Annotated in this window: 19 protein-coding genes; 11 read left to right on the plus strand and 8 right to left on the minus strand. The window is 71.1% G+C overall.

Annotation, left to right across the window (positions count from 1 at the left end):
- Positions 1–41: 41 nt before the first annotated feature.
- The 4 genes from ACIBN2_RS02580 to ACIBN2_RS02595 all read left to right on the plus strand — a co-directional run bounded on the left by ACIBN2_RS02580 (position 42) and on the right by ACIBN2_RS02595 (position 2,305).
- The gene (locus tag ACIBN2_RS02580; protein WP_399132869.1) at positions 42–254 is read left to right on the plus strand and encodes an ATP-binding cassette domain-containing protein; all 213 of its coding nucleotides are present in this window, start codon (positions 42–44) and stop codon (positions 252–254) included.
- A 229-nt stretch (positions 255–483) separates the two neighbouring features.
- Positions 484–780 (plus strand): hypothetical protein, encoded by a 297-nt coding sequence (locus ACIBN2_RS02585; protein WP_399132255.1) that lies wholly within the window; start codon positions 484–486, stop codon positions 778–780.
- A gap of 207 nt (positions 781–987) precedes the next feature.
- The gene (locus ACIBN2_RS02590) at positions 988–1,578 is read left to right on the plus strand and encodes a HutD family protein (protein ID WP_399132256.1); all 591 of its coding nucleotides are present in this window, start codon (positions 988–990) and stop codon (positions 1,576–1,578) included.
- 229 nt (positions 1,579–1,807) lie between these two features.
- On the plus strand, positions 1,808–2,305 hold the full coding sequence (locus ACIBN2_RS02595) for a pyridoxamine 5'-phosphate oxidase family protein (RefSeq protein WP_399132257.1): 498 nt from the start codon (positions 1,808–1,810) through the stop codon (positions 2,303–2,305).
- Between the two features lie 33 nt (positions 2,306–2,338).
- Here ACIBN2_RS02595 and ACIBN2_RS02600 read toward each other — a convergent pair whose 3' ends face one another.
- Positions 2,339–2,983: an MBL fold metallo-hydrolase gene (locus ACIBN2_RS02600; RefSeq protein ID WP_399132258.1), complete on the minus strand. Its 645-nt coding sequence runs from the start codon at positions 2,981–2,983 to the stop codon at positions 2,339–2,341.
- Between the two features lie 104 nt (positions 2,984–3,087).
- Here ACIBN2_RS02600 and ACIBN2_RS02605 point away from each other — a divergent pair, with 104 nt between their 5' ends.
- Positions 3,088–3,513, plus strand: coding sequence for a MarR family winged helix-turn-helix transcriptional regulator (locus tag ACIBN2_RS02605; protein ID WP_399132259.1), 426 nt, complete (start codon positions 3,088–3,090; stop codon positions 3,511–3,513).
- A gap of 15 nt (positions 3,514–3,528) precedes the next feature.
- On the opposite strand, the gene ACIBN2_RS02610 is transcribed toward ACIBN2_RS02605, so the two are convergent.
- The gene (locus tag ACIBN2_RS02610; protein WP_399132260.1) at positions 3,529–4,686 is read right to left on the minus strand and encodes a hypothetical protein; all 1,158 of its coding nucleotides are present in this window, start codon (positions 4,684–4,686) and stop codon (positions 3,529–3,531) included.
- A 423-nt stretch (positions 4,687–5,109) separates the two neighbouring features.
- On the opposite strand from ACIBN2_RS02610, the gene ACIBN2_RS02615 reads away from it, so the two are divergent.
- The gene (locus tag ACIBN2_RS02615; protein WP_399132261.1) at positions 5,110–6,195 is read left to right on the plus strand and encodes a hypothetical protein; all 1,086 of its coding nucleotides are present in this window, start codon (positions 5,110–5,112) and stop codon (positions 6,193–6,195) included.
- Between the two features lie 43 nt (positions 6,196–6,238).
- Here the strand turns inward: ACIBN2_RS02615 and ACIBN2_RS02620 are convergent, their stop codons facing one another.
- Both ACIBN2_RS02620 and ACIBN2_RS02625 read right to left on the minus strand, forming a co-directional pair.
- A complete protein-coding gene (locus ACIBN2_RS02620; RefSeq protein ID WP_399132262.1) occupies positions 6,239–6,613 on the minus strand; it encodes a hypothetical protein in 375 nt (124 codons plus the stop codon).
- Between the two features lie 186 nt (positions 6,614–6,799).
- Complete coding sequence (locus ACIBN2_RS02625; protein WP_399132263.1) at positions 6,800–8,155, minus strand: dipeptidase; 1,356 nt, start codon at positions 8,153–8,155, stop codon at positions 6,800–6,802.
- A gap of 132 nt (positions 8,156–8,287) precedes the next feature.
- Between ACIBN2_RS02625 and ACIBN2_RS02630 the strand changes: the two genes are divergently transcribed.
- Positions 8,288–9,592, plus strand: coding sequence for a geranylgeranyl reductase family protein (locus tag ACIBN2_RS02630; protein ID WP_399132264.1), 1,305 nt, complete (start codon positions 8,288–8,290; stop codon positions 9,590–9,592).
- A 3-nt stretch (positions 9,593–9,595) separates the two neighbouring features.
- Here the strand turns inward: ACIBN2_RS02630 and ACIBN2_RS02635 are convergent, their stop codons facing one another.
- A complete protein-coding gene (locus ACIBN2_RS02635; protein WP_399132265.1) occupies positions 9,596–10,045 on the minus strand; it encodes a nitroreductase family deazaflavin-dependent oxidoreductase in 450 nt (149 codons plus the stop codon).
- Positions 10,046–10,210: 165 nt separating this feature from the next.
- Between ACIBN2_RS02635 and ACIBN2_RS02640 the strand changes: the two genes are divergently transcribed.
- The 3 genes from ACIBN2_RS02640 (at position 10,211) to ACIBN2_RS02650 (ending at position 12,959) form a co-directional block, all read left to right on the plus strand.
- Positions 10,211–10,897: a TetR/AcrR family transcriptional regulator gene (locus ACIBN2_RS02640; RefSeq protein ID WP_399132266.1), complete on the plus strand. Its 687-nt coding sequence runs from the start codon at positions 10,211–10,213 to the stop codon at positions 10,895–10,897.
- Between the two features lie 164 nt (positions 10,898–11,061).
- Positions 11,062–12,297, plus strand: coding sequence for a sensor histidine kinase (locus ACIBN2_RS02645; RefSeq protein ID WP_399132267.1), 1,236 nt, complete (start codon positions 11,062–11,064; stop codon positions 12,295–12,297).
- Positions 12,294–12,959, plus strand: a complete 666-nt coding sequence (locus ACIBN2_RS02650) for a response regulator (RefSeq protein ID WP_399132268.1) — start codon at positions 12,294–12,296, stop codon at positions 12,957–12,959. Before ACIBN2_RS02645 ends, ACIBN2_RS02650 begins: the two co-directional genes overlap by 4 nt.
- Here ACIBN2_RS02650 and ACIBN2_RS02655 read toward each other — a convergent pair.
- Both ACIBN2_RS02655 and ACIBN2_RS02660 read right to left on the minus strand, forming a co-directional pair.
- Positions 12,920–13,204, minus strand: a complete 285-nt coding sequence (locus ACIBN2_RS02655) for a DUF6332 family protein (protein WP_399132269.1) — start codon at positions 13,202–13,204, stop codon at positions 12,920–12,922. The two genes, ACIBN2_RS02650 and ACIBN2_RS02655, sit on opposite strands and share 40 nt — an antisense overlap.
- 95 nt (positions 13,205–13,299) lie before the next feature.
- Complete coding sequence (locus ACIBN2_RS02660; RefSeq protein WP_399132270.1) at positions 13,300–14,784, minus strand: MFS transporter; 1,485 nt, start codon at positions 14,782–14,784, stop codon at positions 13,300–13,302.
- 85 nt (positions 14,785–14,869) lie between these two features.
- On the opposite strand from ACIBN2_RS02660, the gene ACIBN2_RS02665 reads away from it, so the two are divergent.
- Positions 14,870–15,262 (plus strand): MarR family winged helix-turn-helix transcriptional regulator, encoded by a 393-nt coding sequence (locus ACIBN2_RS02665; protein ID WP_399132271.1) that lies wholly within the window; start codon positions 14,870–14,872, stop codon positions 15,260–15,262.
- Positions 15,263–15,288: 26 nt separating this feature from the next.
- Here ACIBN2_RS02665 and ACIBN2_RS02670 read toward each other — a convergent pair whose 3' ends face one another.
- Positions 15,289–16,029 carry a maleylpyruvate isomerase family mycothiol-dependent enzyme gene (locus ACIBN2_RS02670; RefSeq protein WP_399132272.1) on the minus strand — a complete coding sequence of 247 codons (741 nt, stop codon included), beginning with the start codon at positions 16,027–16,029 and terminating at the stop codon, positions 15,289–15,291.
- Between the last annotated feature and the right edge of the window lie 48 nt (positions 16,030–16,077).

Raw genomic sequence — 16,077 nt, forward strand, 5'->3', positions numbered from 1 at the left:
ATGCGGCGATCACCCTCCGGCCCGGCGATGTCATCGCCCTGGTGGGCCCCAACGGCAGCGGTAAGTCGACCTTGCTGCGCACCCTGGCTCGTCTCCAGCGCCCCCGCGCCGGCACCCTGACGCTCGGCGCCGGGGACGAAACTGGGCGCGGGCGTGGTCACCGCCGTGATCGGAACGCCGTATGGACACCGAGCTCTCCGGCGCCGCACGCGGCTTCCCGTCGGGACGTCTCGTGTGCTGCGGACGGGGCTTGAGCGAGTGTCAGGTCCATCATGCCTGGTCGCAGACGCTTTCGGTAGGACGCAGCGCACGTCCGTTCGGCCTTGCTGCGGGGAGTGCCGTGCCCGCAGACTCGTCGTCATCCACTCTCCGGCCAACGTGCCGGCATCCGTCATCGGCTGCCGGTGCGTTCGCCGTGCTGTCTCGCCGTGTGACATGCGCCGGTCGGGGTGGATGGGACGAAGGGGATCGATGGATCGGGACATGGTTGTGGCGGCGAGGGTCAGGCTGCTCAGTGCAAACCGGCGGGTGGTGCGGGGTGTCGAGGGGCTGTGGATCTACCGTCTTCTGACGCAGGTCGAGCCGGAGGTGTACGGATCGAAGCTGGCGTACGTCCTGGTGGAGGAGAGCGGCTCACCCCTGGTGCGGGAGTTGCCCGAGCGGCGGCTGGCCCTGTTGGACGAGGCCGTGGAAGTGGCGAAGGCCCTCGGCACGGCGAACCCCTACCGGGCGAAGGTGCTGGCGAGGGCGCTGGCCGCCAGACAGCGGGAACTCGAATGATCCCGTAGCTGACGGGCGCCGACTCCCCGGGGAGTTCCGACTGTGCGTCGGGACTCCCCGATGAGTTCCGACTGTGCGTCGGGTAGGGACGGCGACGTTCCTCACGCCCCACCTGCCGGGCCTACCTATCCTGGGAGGCCCTCGCCGCGTGGAACGAAGACGCGGCCGGCGACGCGACTTTCGAGTTTGGACGAGAAGGAGTGTGAGATGACGGTGCGCGTGCTGAGAGCGGACGAGCGCCCGGCCGTGCCATGGAAGAACGGGGGCGGGCTGACCCGCGAGGTCGCCTCGGCCCCCAGCCAGGCGGGGATGTCGGACTTCACGTGGCGGGTCAGTCTCGCCGACGTGGCCGAGCCCGGTCCGTTCTCCCGCTTCGAAGGTGTCGACCGGATCATCACCCTGGTCGACGGCCCCGGCATGGTGCTGACCGTCGACGGCACCTCCCACACCGTGGCCGAGCGGTACGTTCCCTTTCCCTTCCCGGGAGAGGCCACCACCGACTGCCGGCTGCTCGGCGGCCGGCTCGTCGATTTCAACGTGATGGTCCGGCGCGGACGGGCCACCGCGCAGGTCGAGATCGTACGCGACCGGGTGGCGGTCTCCGCTCCGGCCGAGACGACGCTGCTCGCGGTCGTACTGGAGGGCTCCGCCGTCTTCGAGGCGTCCGGACTGGTCCTCGACCTCTTCGACGGGGCCCTGATCACCGACGCCCGTGCCGAGGCTCTCAAGGTGACCGGCGTCGCCGCGCTCGTCACCCTCACCGGAACGGCCGCGGCTCCGGGAAAGCCCCCTGCCTGAGGTGACCGGTCAGCGGCCGGTTGAGAGTGTGATCATGGTGGGTGAGCGGGCCGCGGTCGGGCGCACCGCGTGGGCGGGGGCATTCGGCTGAGGACCTGCCCCCCTCGCCCGGCCGGGGTAGCCGCTGGTGGAGGCGAAGTGTGGGAACTCGGGGGTCGGCGGATGTCGAGAATGCTCCGGCGGCTCCGTCCCTGGTGCGGATCACGACAACGACCCTGGAGGGACGGCTATGCGCGCGAGTGAGATCACCGAGATTCTGGACCGGCCTGTCAGTCGGGACCTGTTGGCCCGCGATGTGGTCCGGCTGGCATACGTGGCCAAGGACGGCACGCCCCGGAACGTTCCGATCGCGTTCACCTGGAACGGTTCCGAGATCGTCATGTGCACCACGAAGAACGCGCCGAAGCTTCCGGCGCTGCGCGAGAACCCGATGGTCGCCCTGACGATCGACACCGAGGTGCACCCGCCCAAGATCCTGCTGATCCGGGGCCGCGCCGAACTGGACGTCGTCGACGGCATCCCGGACGAGTATCTCCAGATCAACGGCTCGTACGAGATGACGCCCGAACAGCGCGTCGACTGGGAGGCCGAGGTCCGCTCGCTCTACGACGGCATGGTCCGGATCGTGGTGACCCCGACGTGGGCGAAGCTGATCGACTTCGAGACGACGCTGCCGAGCGCGGTCGAGGAGCTGATCCGGCAGCGGGCCGAGCGCGAGAACGCCTGATGACGCAGGGGGCGTTGCCCGCGGCGCGGTCTCCTACAGCCGGACGGTCGTGCCGGGCTCGACGCGGCTGATCGGGATACCGGTCAGACCGTTCTCGCCCAGAAGGTGGGCGGTGGAGGTCTGGCCGAGGTCACTGAGCATGAGTTCGTGGATCTGGATGACGCGTTCGGGTTTGACCGCCCGGACGTAGTCGGCGGCTTCGCCGAGCTTGGTCCATGGCCCGCTGGTCGGCAGGAGCAGGGTGTGCACGGGAGCGTCGGGCGCGAAGTAGGCGTCGCCGGGATGGTAGAGGGTTCCGTCGTCGAGGAGGTAGCCGACGTTGTCGGGGCAGGGGATGTCGGCGTGGATCGGGGCGTGGCGGTGGCCGTGCACGGCGACGGCGACGGAGCCGACGGTGAAGGTGTCGCCCGCGGTGACGGCCTGCACGCGGCCGTCATGGCTGCCCAGCGCGGCCGCGACGGCGGCCGTGCCGTAGACGCGCAGTTCGGGCTGGGCCCGCAGAGCGGCGGCGATGAGCTTGTCGTCGAAGTGGTCGAAGTGTTCGTGAGTGATCAGGACGGCCCGAGCCCGGCTGACGGCTTCCGCCGCGTCCGGTGTGAAGGTGCCGGGGTCGATGACCAGGCGGGTGTCGTCCTTCTCGATCGTGACGCAGGCATGGGCGTGCTTGGTGAGCTCCACGGTGGTTCCTTCCCGGACCGAGCGATTCTCTACAACAAAACTGTACACCTAAGTTCCACAGTTCAGGTGTACAGATTGGGTGTGAGAGTGGCTAGGCTGATGTCATGGACGACGACCAGCTGGCCGAAGAACTCCGCCTGACCATCGGACGGCTGGTGCGCACGGTGCGTGCCGCCGACACGCTGCCCTCCGGCGAGGCCGCCGTCCTGGGCTACCTGGACCGCGGCGGCCCGCTGACCACCGCCGACATCGCGCACCAGTGGGGCGTGAGTCACCAGTCGACCGCCAGAGCGGTCAAAGACCTTCTCGCTCAAGGGTTTTTGCGCGCCGAGGCCCACCCCAGTGACGGGCGCAAGCTCCTGCTCCGCCTCACGCCGGACGGAAGCGACCGGCTGGCCGCTGAGCGCCGCAGGCGTGCGGACTGGCTCGGCACCGCGATCGCCGAGGCCCTCGCCCCCGACGAGCGGGAAGCGCTCGCGAAGGCACTGCCTCTGCTGTCACGCCTGGACGCGCATCTGAAGGGGAGGTAGCCCGGCCGAGGTGGTTCACCTCGCCGCGTCCAGGGCCTCACCGGGTCCCATCTGCCCGCTGCCGGAACGGGAGTGCCGCCGACGCCGGTCCCGTACCGGCCAGAGCAGGACATATGCGGTGGAGGCGACGACGAAGCCCAGGCGGATCAGGCCGCGGGCCGCGTCACCGGGAACGACGAAGACCGTGCCGTACAGGGTGATCAGGCCGATCCAGCTCCACCAGGGCACCAGGCGCCGCTGCCCGATCACATCCCACAGCAGTGTGCCCAGCAGGACGGAGGCGGTGTAGTACGTGTAGACGCTGGGGTCCAGGGCGATCCGGGCGTTGGCGCCGAGCAGGACGACGGCGGGCCAGCGGCCTCGCCAGACCGCGACGCACCCCAGCGCCAGTCCCAACGCGGCCTGTGCGGGCCGGTCCCAGGACGGGGTGCGCGGATCGTCGACGCCGAGCCAGTGCAGCGCGGACGCGGGCTGGTTGGGAATGGTGAACTGGGCCGCGGTCAACGACTGCGGGGCGCTGAGGAGGAACGGCAGCCAGGCGAGCGCGACCAGGGCCGTGCACCACAGACCCGCGCGCAGTCTCTGCCCCTTCGGCAGTGCGAGCAGCAGCGGCAGGAAGGCCAGCGCGGTCGGCTTGGAGTCCATGGCCAGGGCCAGGAAGGCGCCCGTCGCGGCAGGACTGCCGCGGGTGAGAGCGCGTACGGCAAGGGCGGTGAAGAAGAGTGCCAGCACGTCGTCGAGGTGGCCGAAACGGACTGCGACCTCGATCCACATCGGGATGAAGGCCAAGCCGGCGATGAGCACCCGCTGCCGCAGTCGCTGGTGGTTGGTGCCGGTCCCCAGCAGATGCCAGGCGGCGCTGCGTCCGGCCACCACCAGGATCAGCAGACCGAGCAGGGACATCACGCCGGCGGCCAGCAACTGCCCGACGGACTCGGGAAAAGGGTTGAACAGGCCCGCCGCGAGGAAGCTGACGGGACCCATCTGGAGTTCGGGGTGGTGGGCATACAGATTCAGGCCGCCGTCCGCCCTGCCCGAGCCCGCGTAGAGCAACTCCCCGCCCGTACGCAGGTAGTGCCAGGAGAACCCCCCGTGCGGCTGGACCACGGCGAACCAGAGGATGGTCCATGCGGTGAGCAGCACCAGGTGTATCCGCTGGCTGATGGCCGACACGCTTTCTCACTTTCGGTTCTTGTCGCCTCGCTCGGTTCCCCCACACGTCATGCGCCCCTCCTTGAGATGGCCGGAAGGCAGGGCAGGTTGTCGGCATAAGGTAAGAAACGGCCCTCGATCCCGGCCATGGCTCCTTGAGGCGGTGCAGTTCAGTGCCCTTCAGCGGGTCCGCAAGGGGGCGCCCCGGTGCAGGACCTGCGTTTCCTGTAACTCGCGGCGAAGGCGGTGTCCGGATGGGCGCCGGAGGTGGAGTTCGGCGGCAGTCCGGACGCTGCTCTCCGAACTACTGGACGCTGCACTGCGATTCATCTCCTGCCGGGCCCAACGGGCCGCGATCATGGCGCCCGTTGAGCTGTGTGATGATGCGCGGAAGAGGACCGGTCCTGGGGAGGGGCCGGATGCGTGAGAAGGGTGGGGTCCCTCGTGGGGAAGGGTGAGCCGTCCATACCGGACGAAGAGTGGGAGCGCTTCCTTCGTGAAGCCGAGGCGGGGACCGCGGGCGCGCCTGAGGAGCCGTCGGCGCGGGCCCGGATGGTGGCGCAGCGGCTGCGGGAGGAGACCGGCCGGCAGGAGCCGTGGCGGAGTGGGCAACCGGCCCGGCGGCAAAGAAGTCTGGTCGCGGTCGCCCTGGCGGTCGTGGCGCTCGATCCGGGGCGGGTGGCCGGATGGTTCGGCGGCGGAGGTGGGGCTGAGGGTGGCGGGAGTGCGCCCCTCGCCGTGGAGTCGAAGCGTCCGAGTCAACCGCCGCCGACGGAAGCGGCAGCCCAACAACCCACTGTGGAGCAGCCGTTCAGGGGGTCGCCCGCGGCTCAGTGGGGCGACGGGACGGCTGGGATCGGCCTTCCCGGGGCACGGGCGACCGGCTGGATGAGCAAGAAGCAGGTCGCACAGGCGCTGGAGAAGAGCCGGGACTTCCTCGCCGCGTCCAGCCTGGATCCTGCTGTGCTGCGTGGCGAACGGCCGGAAAAGGCGATCGCGTTGATCAACCCTCGTCAGTCGGATGTCCAGGACTACCTGACGACAGCGTTCCGTTCGCCCAGCCGCAAGAACGATCCCCTGCTGCTGTTCAGCCGGTTCGAGAAGACGAAGGTCCGGCTCGTCGGGGAGGTGGTCAAGACGCGAGGGCGGATCACGTACCGAGAAGGTGAGCGCGGTGCGGTCGAGGTGACCACCGATGTCACGTACGTGTACCCGGTCCTACGCGCTGCCGCGGGAAGCGACGAGGTCGCGCGCACCATCGTGCGCCGCGAGGTCGTGATGAGTTGGGACGACCCGGCGAAGGTGGTCATCGAGCCGGGTACGTTCTCCCTCGTCTCCTACAAGGTGGACACCACCAACGGCGGCTGCGACACGTTCACCGGCTACCTCACCCCCAAGTTCAGCGCGGAGCGCGCCTCGTCGCCCCCGGGAGACGGAGCGGAGGTCGACCCGTACGACCGGAGTACGCCGATGGAAGCGCGCATGCGGAAGGCCGGCGACGCGGGGTGCGGGACTGCGACGCGGTCCTGAGCGGCAGGTGCGCCTCAGCAAGGAACTCCGTCCCGGCGGGCGGCTACGGCCGGTTCAGGACGATCGAGTTGATCGGTGTGAGGTCGTAGTAGACGTACGCGTTCAGCGCGATGGTGGCCACGCAGTTGACACCGTTGTAGCCGGTGCAGAGTTGGGCGGTGGCGTTGGCGCTGCCGTACTGGTTGTTCAGCACGAAGTGGTTGCCGAACTCGTTGCTCAGGTTGTGGGCGCCGTAACTGTAGAAGATGTCCGTCGGCCGGCTGTTCCAGTAGGGCGTGGCCTCCGGGTAGATGCAGACCGCGCCGCCCGGACAGCCGTAGGCCGGCTTGTCGCTCGCGTGCGCCGAGCCGGTGCCGACCGCTGTCACGGCGGCGGCGGTGATGGCGAGCGCGGCGGCGCCCCGCGTGATCCTGCGCATGGTGGTGTCCCTCCGTCTGCGGCCGCCCCCCGGACGGCCGCACCCCTTGCTGAGAACCCCATCGTGCTGGCGTGCCTGGCGGGCCGACAGGTCACGAACCGTTCACGTGTGACCGGTGGTCCTGATCGCGTGCGATGCCAAGGGCCCCGTCCGAGGACGGGGCCCTTGGCCGGCAGCGGAACGCGGTCAGTTCGCGGCGTAGTTCTGCAGGAACAGCGCCTCGGCGACCGACAGCCGCTCCAGCTCGTCGGGGGAGACGCTCTCGTTCACCGCGTGGATCTGGGCCTCCGGCTCGCTCAGGCCGATCAGGAGGATCTCCGCGCGCGGGTACAGGGCGGCGAGGGTGTTGCACAGCGGGATGGAGCCGCCCTGGCCGGCGTACTGCATCTCCTGGCCGGGGTAGGCGACCGACATCGCCTCGGCCATCGCCGCGTACGCCGGGCTGGTGGTGTCGGCGCTGAACGCCTGGCCCTGGCCGATCTGCTCGGTGTGCACCCGGGCGCCCCACGGGGTGCGGGCCTCCAGGTGGGCCTGGAGCAGCTTGGTCGCCTCGACCGCGTCGACGCCCGGCGGGACGCGCAGGCTGACCAGCGCGCGGGCACCCGCCTGCACGGACGGGGTGGCGCCGACGACGGGCGGGCAGTCGATGCCGAGGACCGTGACGGCGGGACGGGCCCAGATGCGGTCGGCGACCGTGCCCGATCCGATGAGCCCCACGCCGTCGAGGACCTTGGCGTCCTGGCGGAACTGCTCCTCGTCGTACTGCAGGCCCTCCCACCCGGATTCGGGGGTCAGGCCGTCAACGGTCGTCGAGCCGTCCTCCGCGCGCAGCGAGTCGAGTACGCGGATCAGCGCGCCCAGCGCGTCGGGGGCGGCGCCGCCGAACTGGCCGGAGTGCAGGTTTCCTTCGAGGGTGTCGATCTGCACGCGGACCAGGGTCATGCCGCGCAGGGTGGTGGTCACGGTCGGCAGGCCGACGCGGAAGTTGCCCGCGTCGCCGATCACGATGGTGTCGGCGGTGAGCAGCTCCGGGTGCTCCTCGGCGTACCGCTCCAGGCCGCCCGTGCCCATCTCCTCCGAACCCTCGGCGATGACCTTGATGTGCACGGGCACACCGCCGTTGGCCTTGAGGGCGCGCAGCGCCAGCAGGTGCATGATCACGCCGCCCTTGCAGTCGGCGGCCCCGCGCCCGTACCAGCGGCCGTCCCGCTCGGTCAGCTCGAAGGGCGGCGTCGTCCAGGCGGCCTCGTCGAGCGGCGGCTGCACGTCGTAGTGGGCGTAGAGCAGGACGGTCCTGGCGCCCTCCGGTCCGGGCAGGTAGCCGTAGACGGACTGCGTGCCGTCGGGGGTGTCGAGCAGCGCGACGTCCTGGAACCCCTCGGCGGTGAGCGCGTCGGCGACCCAGCGTGCGGCGCCCTCGCTCTCGCTCCTGGGGAACTGGCCGAAGTCCGCCACCGACCTGAAGGCCACCAGTTCGGCGAGCTCCGCCTGCGCTCTCGGCATCAGAGAGGCGACGGTCCCGGCGACCGGATTCGACGACATGGGCACGCTCCTTGTGGGTGCGACGTTGTACGAGTGGATATCGGGATCCTCCCACAGTGGCCTGCGGCGACGTCCGCCGTAGGATGCGGGAGACAGGTGCGGCAGCGGCTTGATCGGGAGCAGTAGACCATCGTGAGCAGCGAGAACTCTTCGGCGGACGACGTGCAGCGGGTGTGGGATGTCGTCGTGGTGGGCGCGGGACCCGCGGGGGCCTCGGCCGCCTACGCGGCGGCGGTCGCGGGACGCAGCGTGCTGCTCCTGGAGAAGGCGGAGCTGCCGCGCTACAAGACGTGCGGCGGCGGGATCATCGGCCCCTCCCGCGACGCCCTGCCGCCCGGCTTCGAACTGCCGCTGCGGGACCGGGTGCACGCGGTGACGTTCTCCCACAACGGCCGCTTCACCCGCACCCGGCGCTCCCGGCAGATGCTGTTCGGGCTGATCAACCGGCCCGAGTTCGACCAGCAGCTGGTCGAGCACGCGCAGAAGGCGGGCGCCGAGCTGCGTACGGGCGCCACCGTGCAGCGCGTCGAGCAGCACGGGGCGGCGGTGCCGGACCGGCGCACCGTCGCGGTCGTCCTGCAGGGCGGCGAGACGCTGCTGGCCCGTGCGGTCGTCGGCGCGGACGGCAGCGCCAGCCGCATAGGAGCGCACGTCGGGGTCAAGCTCGGCCAGGTGGACCTCGGCCTGGAGGCGGAGATCCCGGTGCCGGAGACCGTCGCCGAGGACTGGAAGGGGCGGGTGCTCATCGACTGGGGCCCGATGCCCGGCAGCTACGGCTGGGTGTTCCCCAAGGGCGACACCCTGACGGTCGGCGTGATCTCGGCTCGTGGGGAGGGCGCCGCGACCAAGCGGTACCTGGAGGAGTTCGTCGGGCGGCTCGGCCTCGCCGGCTTCGAACCGAGCATCTCCTCCGGCCACTTGACCCGCTGCCGCGCCGACGACTCGCCGCTCTCGCGCGGACGGGTGCTGGTGTGCGGCGACGCGGCGGGGCTGCTGGAGCCGTGGACTCGCGAGGGCATCTCCTTCGCACTGCGCTCGGGGCGGCTCGCGGGGGAGTGGGCGGTGCGCATCGCCGAAGCGCACGACGCCGTGGACGCCCGGCGCCAGGCGCTGAACTACGCGTTCGCGGTCAAGGCGGGGCTCGGCGTCGAGATGAGCATCGGACGGCGGATGCTGGCGGTGTTCGAGCGCCGTCCCGGCCTGTTCCACGCGGCGCTGACGGGATTCCGGCCCGCGTGGAACGCGTTCAGGGACATCACCCGGGGCTCCACCAACCTCGCCGAGCTCGTACGGTCCCACCCGATGGCCCAGCGCGCTCTGATCGCGCTCGACCGGCGGCAGGTGGCCGACCGGCCTTCGGTGAGCGGTGAGCCTGCGCTGAGCGGTGAGGCCGCGGTGGGCGGCGAGTCCCCGGTGGGCGGCGACGTCACTTCGTGACGGCTACTTCGTGACGGTGATGCGGAAGACGGGGTGGTCGGGGGCGATGCGGCGCAGTTCGGCGTCGGGGGAATCGGGGCCGACGCCGTTGAAGAAGACGCCGACCTCGGCCTTCCACCGCTTGAGGTAGGCCCGCAGCAGCGGCGCCTTGTCGTCGTCGGCGACCTCGGTGGCGGTGAACGCCTCGACGTTCTTGCCGAGGTGCAGCTCGCCGCCGCCCGCGGCCCGCATGTTGTGCGTCCACTGCACGTGACCGCGCGGCGCGATCAGGTACTGCTGGCCGTCCACCGTCAGCAGGTTGACGGGGGTGGTCCGCCACTCGCCGCTCTTGCGCCCGCGGACCGCCAGGACCCGGGAGCCCCAGACGCTGATGCCGCGGCGGGTCATCCAGGCGACGACGCGGTTGAAGACGTTGACGGTGAACCAGCCGGGCTTCTGGACGTGCGTGGACATGGGACCCCCATCGCTTGAGAGAGCTTCGCTCGCTTTTGTGAGCACTGCTCTCGCTTGCTGAAGAGTCTGCACCGGATCGGGATCCAGCGCAAGAGCGGTGCTCTCTTTTTTGTGCGCCGCTCTCCTTTGTGTGCACCGCTCTCGTTTCATGCGACACTGACTTCCATGAGCACCGCACACGGCGCCCGCGCCCGAGCCCGGATCGAGGTCACCGCAGCCATCAAGGACGAGGCACGCAGACAGCTCGCCGCCGAGGGCGCCGCGAAGCTCTCGCTGCGGGCCGTGGCGCGCGAACTCGGCATGGTCTCCTCCGCGCTCTACCGCTACTTCCCCAGCCGCGACGACCTCCTGACCGCACTCATCATCGATGCCTACGACTCGGTGGGCGAGGCGGCCGAGGAGGCCCTCGCCGCCGCGGGCGAGGCCGGCCCCGTCGAGCGCTGGACCACCGTGTGCGAGGCCATCCGCACGTGGGCGCTCGCGCACCCCCACGAGTACGCGCTGATCTACGGATCGCCGGTCCCCGGTTACGTCGCCCCCGAGACCACGGTCCCCGCCGCCGCCCGCGTCGCCCTCGTCCTGATCGGCATCGTCCGCGACGCCCGCCAGGGCCCCGGCCTCGACCTGCCTCCTCTCCCCGCGGACCTGGAGTCCGAGGCGGATCGCATGGCCGGGGACTTCGCCTCCGACCTCCCGCCCGCGGTGGCGCCGGCCCTCGTCGCGGCCTGGGCCCAGCTGTTCGGGCTGATCGGTTTCGAGCTGTTCGGCCAGTTCCACCGGGTCGTGGAGGAACGTGAGGCGTTCTTCCGGCACGCGGCGGCACGGCTCGCCCACGGGGTCGGGCTGAGGTAGGCCCGGTGGGGATGCAGCCCTGGTGGACAAGACGGTCCTGGCTGAGACGACGGTCCTGGTGAGGGGGACGACAGCCCTGCTGAGGGCGTACTTCCCGGGGAGTACGCCTGATCACCACGCCCGGCGGACGCCCCGCCCGCCCGACGGCGTCTAGCGTGGCGGTCATGGACGAGCAGGTTGGGCACGGGGGCGGGCCACCCCGGTGGCGGCGGCACGGGCCGCCGTGGATGAACCGCTGGGGCGATGAGCAGCGGGCGCCCCGGTGGCCGTGGCGTTCCACCGTGCTGGTCACGGTCTTCGTGCTCGTCGGCTCCCACTGGGCGGCGCATCAGCAGGCGGGCCAGCGGGCCGCGCTGGACACCTTCGCGCGCGTGCTGCTGCTGGTGGGCTCCGGCCTGCTGCTGTGGCGGCAGCGGTATCCGGTGGCCGTCGTGTTCGGCACCGCGGCGGCCGCGACGGTCTACCTCGGTGCCGGATATCCGTACGGTCCGGTCTTCCTCACCGTCGCGGTGGCCTGCTTCAGCGCCGTGGTCACGGGACACCGGCGGGCCGCCTGGGGTGCCGTGGCCATGCTGTGGGCCGGGCACATGCTGGTGGCCCACTGGCTGTACCGGTGGCTGCCGCCGTCCGGGGACTCGGCCCCCTCCTGGGGGCAGGAACTCGTGATCGCCGCCTGGGTGGTGGCGATCGTCGCACTGGCGGAGCTGACCCGTGTCCGGCGCGAACAGTGGAGCAGGGAACGGGCCGAACGGGCTCAGGCGGCGCGGCGGCGGGCCGACGAGGAGCGGCTGCGCATCGCCCGCGAGCTGCACGACGTCCTCGCGCACAGCATCTCGGTGATCAATGTTCAGGCGGGCGTCGGCCTCGCCCTGCTCGACTCCGACCCCGAGCAGGCGCGCACCGCGCTCACCACCATCAAGGCCGCCAGCAAGGAGGCGCTCGGCGAGGTCCGCCAGGTCCTCGACACCCTCCGCACGCCGGGAGACGCGCCGCGTGCCCCGGCGCCCGGCCTCGACCGGCTGCCCGAACTGGTGGAGCAGGCCGCGAGCGCGGGCCTGACCGTGGAGGTCGAGGGTGAGCCGCCCCGGCTCGCGCCCGGTACCGACCTCGCCGCATTCCGCATCGTCCAGGAGGCGCTGACCAACGTCGTGCGCCACTCCGGCTCGCGTCAGGCACGCGTGCACCTCGACCACGACGAGCGGGCGCTACGGCTGCGCGTCGACGACGACGGGCCCGCGACCGGTGCCGACGCGGGCGGCAGCGGCAACGGCCTGGCCGGAATGCGGGAGCGGGCCGCCGCGCTGGGTGGCACGATCGAGGCGGGCCCGCGCGCGGACGGCGGTTTCCGGGTGCTCGCCGTACTGCCGTTGCAGGTGAAGGCCAAGGAGGACGACCGGTGATCCGCGTACTGCTCGCCGACGACCAGTCATTGGTGCGGGCCGGCTTCCGTGCGCTGCTCGACGCGCAGCCGGACATCGAGGTGGCCGGCGAGGCCTCCGACGGTGAGGAGGCGGTGGGCAAGGTGCGCGAACTGCGCCCGGACGTCGTCCTGATGGACATCCGCATGCCGACGCTGGACGGGCTGGCGGCGACCCGCCGGATCACCGGCGAGGAGGCGCTGCACAGCGTCAAGGTGGTCATGCTCACCACCTTCGAGCTCGACGAGTACGTCTTCGAGGCGATCCGCTCGGGCGCGTCCGGCTTCCTGGTCAAGGACACCGAACCCGAGGAACTCCTGCGCGCGGTAAGGGCGGTGGTGGAGGGCGACGCGCTGCTCTCACCGGGCGTGACCCGCCGCCTGATCGCCGAGTTCGCGGCCCGCTCCAAGGAGCCCGCGGCCGCCGGCGCCCTCGGCGAACTCACCGAGCGGGAGAGGGAGGTGATGGCCCTCGTCGGCATCGGCCTGTCCAACGAGGAGATCGCCCGGCGCCTGGTCGTCAGCCCCCTCACCGCGAAGACCCACGTCAGCCGCACGATGGTCAAGCTGGGCGCCCGGGACCGGGCCCAACTGGTCGTCCTCGCCTACGAGTCGGGGCTGGTCCGCCCCGGCTGGCTGGGCTGACCGGCCTGTCTGTACCGCACGAGAACGCTCACGAGGCGGACCGCGAACAGCACGGGCGCGAGGACGAGCGCCGCGCGGCGCAGCAAGCTCTCGGCCAGGTGCGGCAGTTGGAAGAGCAGCGCCGGGCCGGCGATCGCCCCGTAGAGGACCAGTGCGGCGAACGCGGCACTGCACAGGGCGTATCCCACCTCGACGGTGAGCGCGTCCCGCTCCGCCTTGTTCCGACGTCCCCCGCTGTCCGCCATGACTTCCCCCCGGCTCTCCGTCCTGCTGCCATCTCACAGCGATACGCCCGGCGGGGCAACCAGCCCCGCCGGGCGCACCGTTGGGAGGCGTCCCCTCAGTCGCGCACCGTGACGCGCTCCGCCTCCAGGGAGGTGGACCTGGCGACGACGACCGATTGCGGCGTACGGCGGGTCCGCAGGCCGGTGAGGGTGATCAGAAGGCCGGCGACGGCGACACCCGTGACCACGATCAGCCCCGGACGGTAGCTGTCCAGCACGGCCTGCGCGGTCGCGTGCTCGGGGGCGTTCGCGGTCACCACCGCCGTCACGACGGCCAGGAAGATCGCGCCGCCCACCTGGACCGACGTGTTGAGCAGACCGGAGACCATGCCCTGCTCGTGGTCCTCGACGCCGTTGGTGGCCTGGATGTTGAGCGAGGGGAAGACCAGCGCGCAGGCCGCGCCGATCAGCAGCATCGACGGCAGGATGACGGCGGCGTAGACCGGATCGAGGTTCACGCGCAGGAACAGCGCGTATCCGGCGACCATCAGCGCGAAGCCCACCGCGATCAGCCGCTGCGTGCCGAACCGGTCGACGATCGAGCCGACCTTGGTCGAGGACACGGCCACCAGCGCACCGGCCGGCAGGAAGGCGAGCGCGGTGTGCAGCGCCGACCACCCCAGCAGGGACTGCATGTAGAGCGTGGTCAGGAACTGGAAGCCGACGTACGACCCGAAGAAGGCCAGTGCGCCGAGCTGCGCGCGGATCTGGTTGCCGGAGCGCAGCACACCGAGCCGGATCAGCGGGCCGGGTGAGCGGCGCTCGACCAGGACGAACACCGACAGCAGCACGGCCACGGCCAGGAAGGACAGCAGCGTGCGGGCCGAGGCCCAGCCGGCCTGCGGCGCCTGGACGACGGTGAAGACCAGCAGCAGCATCGACGCGGTGCCGAGGACGGCGCCCGGGACGTCGTAGCCGTTGTGGTCCTTCTCGCGCTCGCTGCGCGGCAGCAGCTTCAGGCCCGCCAGCAGGGCGATCAGCGCGATGGGCGCGGGCAGCAGCATGGTCAGGCGCCAACTGGCCTCGGTGAGCAGGCCGGAGAGGACCAGGCCCATCGAGAAACCGGTGGCCGCGCAGGTGGTGTAGATGGACAGGGCGCGGTTGCGCAGCGGACCCTCGGCGAAGGTCGTGGTGATGATGGACAGTCCCGCGGGCGCGGTGAAGGCCGCGCTCAGCCCCTTGATGAAACGGCTCGCGATCAGCAGCGGGCCCGAGTCGACCAGACCGCCGAGCAGCGAGGCGACTGCGAATACACCCAGTGCGATCAGGAAGACCTGGCGCCTGCCGAGCAGGTCCGCGGTGCGTCCGCCGAGCAGCAGCAGGCCGCCGTAGCCCAGGATGTATCCGCTGACGATCCATTGCAGCGACGAGGTGGACAGGTCGAGGTCCGAGCCGATGGACGGCAGGGCGACGCCGACCATCGACACGTCGAGCGCGTCCAGGAACATCGCGGCGCAGAGCACCAGCAGGGTGCCCCACAGCCGGGGGGTCCAGCGGACCGCCACGGGCGGGGTCGCGGAGGTGGTGAGCGGAGAGGTCATGCTGGCGACACTACATGCACCTGCATCGAATGCAAGTGCATTTAATTCTGATGCAATGATTTCGCTTCTCTGCTACGGTGCGTTCATGGCGGCGAAGAAGGCCGAGCAGGCACTCGTGGACCAGTGGCGGGACATCCTGGCGGTGCATGCGCGCACCCAGTGCGAACTGGACCGGGAACTGCACCGACACGGCCTGTGCGGCAGCGACTTCGAGGTGCTGGACGTCCTGTCCGGCGGCTCCTGCGCCTACCGCGTCCAGGAGATCTCGGAGCGGGTCCATCTGAGCCAGAGCGCGCTGTCGCGGCTGATCGCCCGGCTCGAGAAGGACGGTCTCGTCGAGCGCACCATGTGCGCCGAGGACCGGCGCGGAGTCCGCGTGGCCCTGACGAAGAAGGGGCGCACGCTGCACGGCGAGGTGCTGCCGGTGCAACGTGCGGTCCTGACCCGGATGCTGGCGGGCGAACTCAGCTCCAAGTAGCCGATCTCTGGCTCAAGTTGGCGGGTTCAGCTCCAGGTGACGGCGGACTTCTCGCGCCACAGATCGGCGACCGCGGCGTCCCCGCTCACGTGCGGGAACGGCTGCCGGTTCCACAGTGCCAGGTACAACTCCTGTGCGGGCCCGGTCACTTCGCAGTCCGCGTCTCCTGCCCCGTCCCGCGTCACTGCCGGCGGCTCCGGGGACAGCCGTACGGTCCACACCATGTCGCCGGCGTCCGCCGCCCGCACCCGCAGCACCCGGGGCTCGACGGAGCGGACCTTGCTCCTGCTCCGGGCGTGGAAGCCGCGCAGCAACTCGTCGATGCCGTCCGCCGCGAAACCGGAGGAGATGTCCGAGCGGACTCCGCCCCGCGCCGACTCCGCGTCGATCCGGTGCACCGTCGTCTCGTGCGCCTGCCGCCGCGCCCAGAAGGCCAGCGGCGACGGCGCGGGCAGGAAGTGCCAGCACTCGACGTCGGGCTCGGCGCCGGCGAGGGTGTCGACGAGACGGCGGTGCCCCTCGCGGAACCAGGCCAGCAACTCCTCGCCGTCCAGGTCGGGCAGCCCGCCGTCGGGCTGGTACGAGGTGTGCCCCTCGGCCACGAAGGCGGCCGCCCACCGGTGCACCATCCCGGTGTGCCGCACCAGGTCGCGCACCTGCCACTCCGGGCACGTCGGCACCTTGGCGTCGGTCCCCGCCGCCTCGGCGGCCGCGGCCAGCAGCCGGCCCTCGCGGTCCAGGGTCTCCACGAACTCGGCAGTCTCCATGGGGTGAAGTCTGCCGGACGGAGCGCGGTCCTGGGGGAGTGCGCGTGC

Source organism: Streptomyces sp. NPDC050534 (assembly GCF_044457745.1).
In the GTDB taxonomy this organism is placed as follows: domain Bacteria; phylum Actinomycetota; class Actinomycetes; order Streptomycetales; family Streptomycetaceae; genus Streptomyces.

What these genes read in the sequence shown, in the direction of transcription:
- ACIBN2_RS02625 (WP_399132263.1), bottom strand. Translation starts at nt 8,155, where the DNA reads ATGTCGTCGAATCCGGTCGCCGGGACCGTCGCCTCTCTGATGCCGAGA.
- ACIBN2_RS02670 (WP_399132272.1), bottom strand. Translation starts at nt 16,029, where the DNA reads ATGGAGACTGCCGAGTTCGTGGAGACCCTGGACCGCGAGGGCCGGCTG.
- ACIBN2_RS02640 (WP_399132266.1), top strand. Translation starts at nt 10,211, where the DNA reads ATGAGCACCGCACACGGCGCCCGCGCCCGAGCCCGGATCGAGGTCACC.
- ACIBN2_RS02665 (WP_399132271.1), top strand. Translation starts at nt 14,870, where the DNA reads ATGGCGGCGAAGAAGGCCGAGCAGGCACTCGTGGACCAGTGGCGGGAC.
- ACIBN2_RS02655 (WP_399132269.1), bottom strand. Translation starts at nt 13,204, where the DNA reads ATGGCGGACAGCGGGGGACGTCGGAACAAGGCGGAGCGGGACGCGCTC.
- ACIBN2_RS02645 (WP_399132267.1), top strand. Translation starts at nt 11,062, where the DNA reads ATGGACGAGCAGGTTGGGCACGGGGGCGGGCCACCCCGGTGGCGGCGG.
- ACIBN2_RS02590 (WP_399132256.1), top strand. Translation starts at nt 988, where the DNA reads ATGACGGTGCGCGTGCTGAGAGCGGACGAGCGCCCGGCCGTGCCATGG.
- ACIBN2_RS02595 (WP_399132257.1), top strand. Translation starts at nt 1,808, where the DNA reads ATGCGCGCGAGTGAGATCACCGAGATTCTGGACCGGCCTGTCAGTCGG.
- ACIBN2_RS02620 (WP_399132262.1), bottom strand. Translation starts at nt 6,613, where the DNA reads ATGCGCAGGATCACGCGGGGCGCCGCCGCGCTCGCCATCACCGCCGCC.
- ACIBN2_RS02635 (WP_399132265.1), bottom strand. Translation starts at nt 10,045, where the DNA reads ATGTCCACGCACGTCCAGAAGCCCGGCTGGTTCACCGTCAACGTCTTC.
- ACIBN2_RS02605 (WP_399132259.1), top strand. Translation starts at nt 3,088, where the DNA reads ATGGACGACGACCAGCTGGCCGAAGAACTCCGCCTGACCATCGGACGG.
- ACIBN2_RS02585 (WP_399132255.1), top strand. Translation starts at nt 484, where the DNA reads ATGGTTGTGGCGGCGAGGGTCAGGCTGCTCAGTGCAAACCGGCGGGTG.
- ACIBN2_RS02660 (WP_399132270.1), bottom strand. Translation starts at nt 14,784, where the DNA reads ATGACCTCTCCGCTCACCACCTCCGCGACCCCGCCCGTGGCGGTCCGC.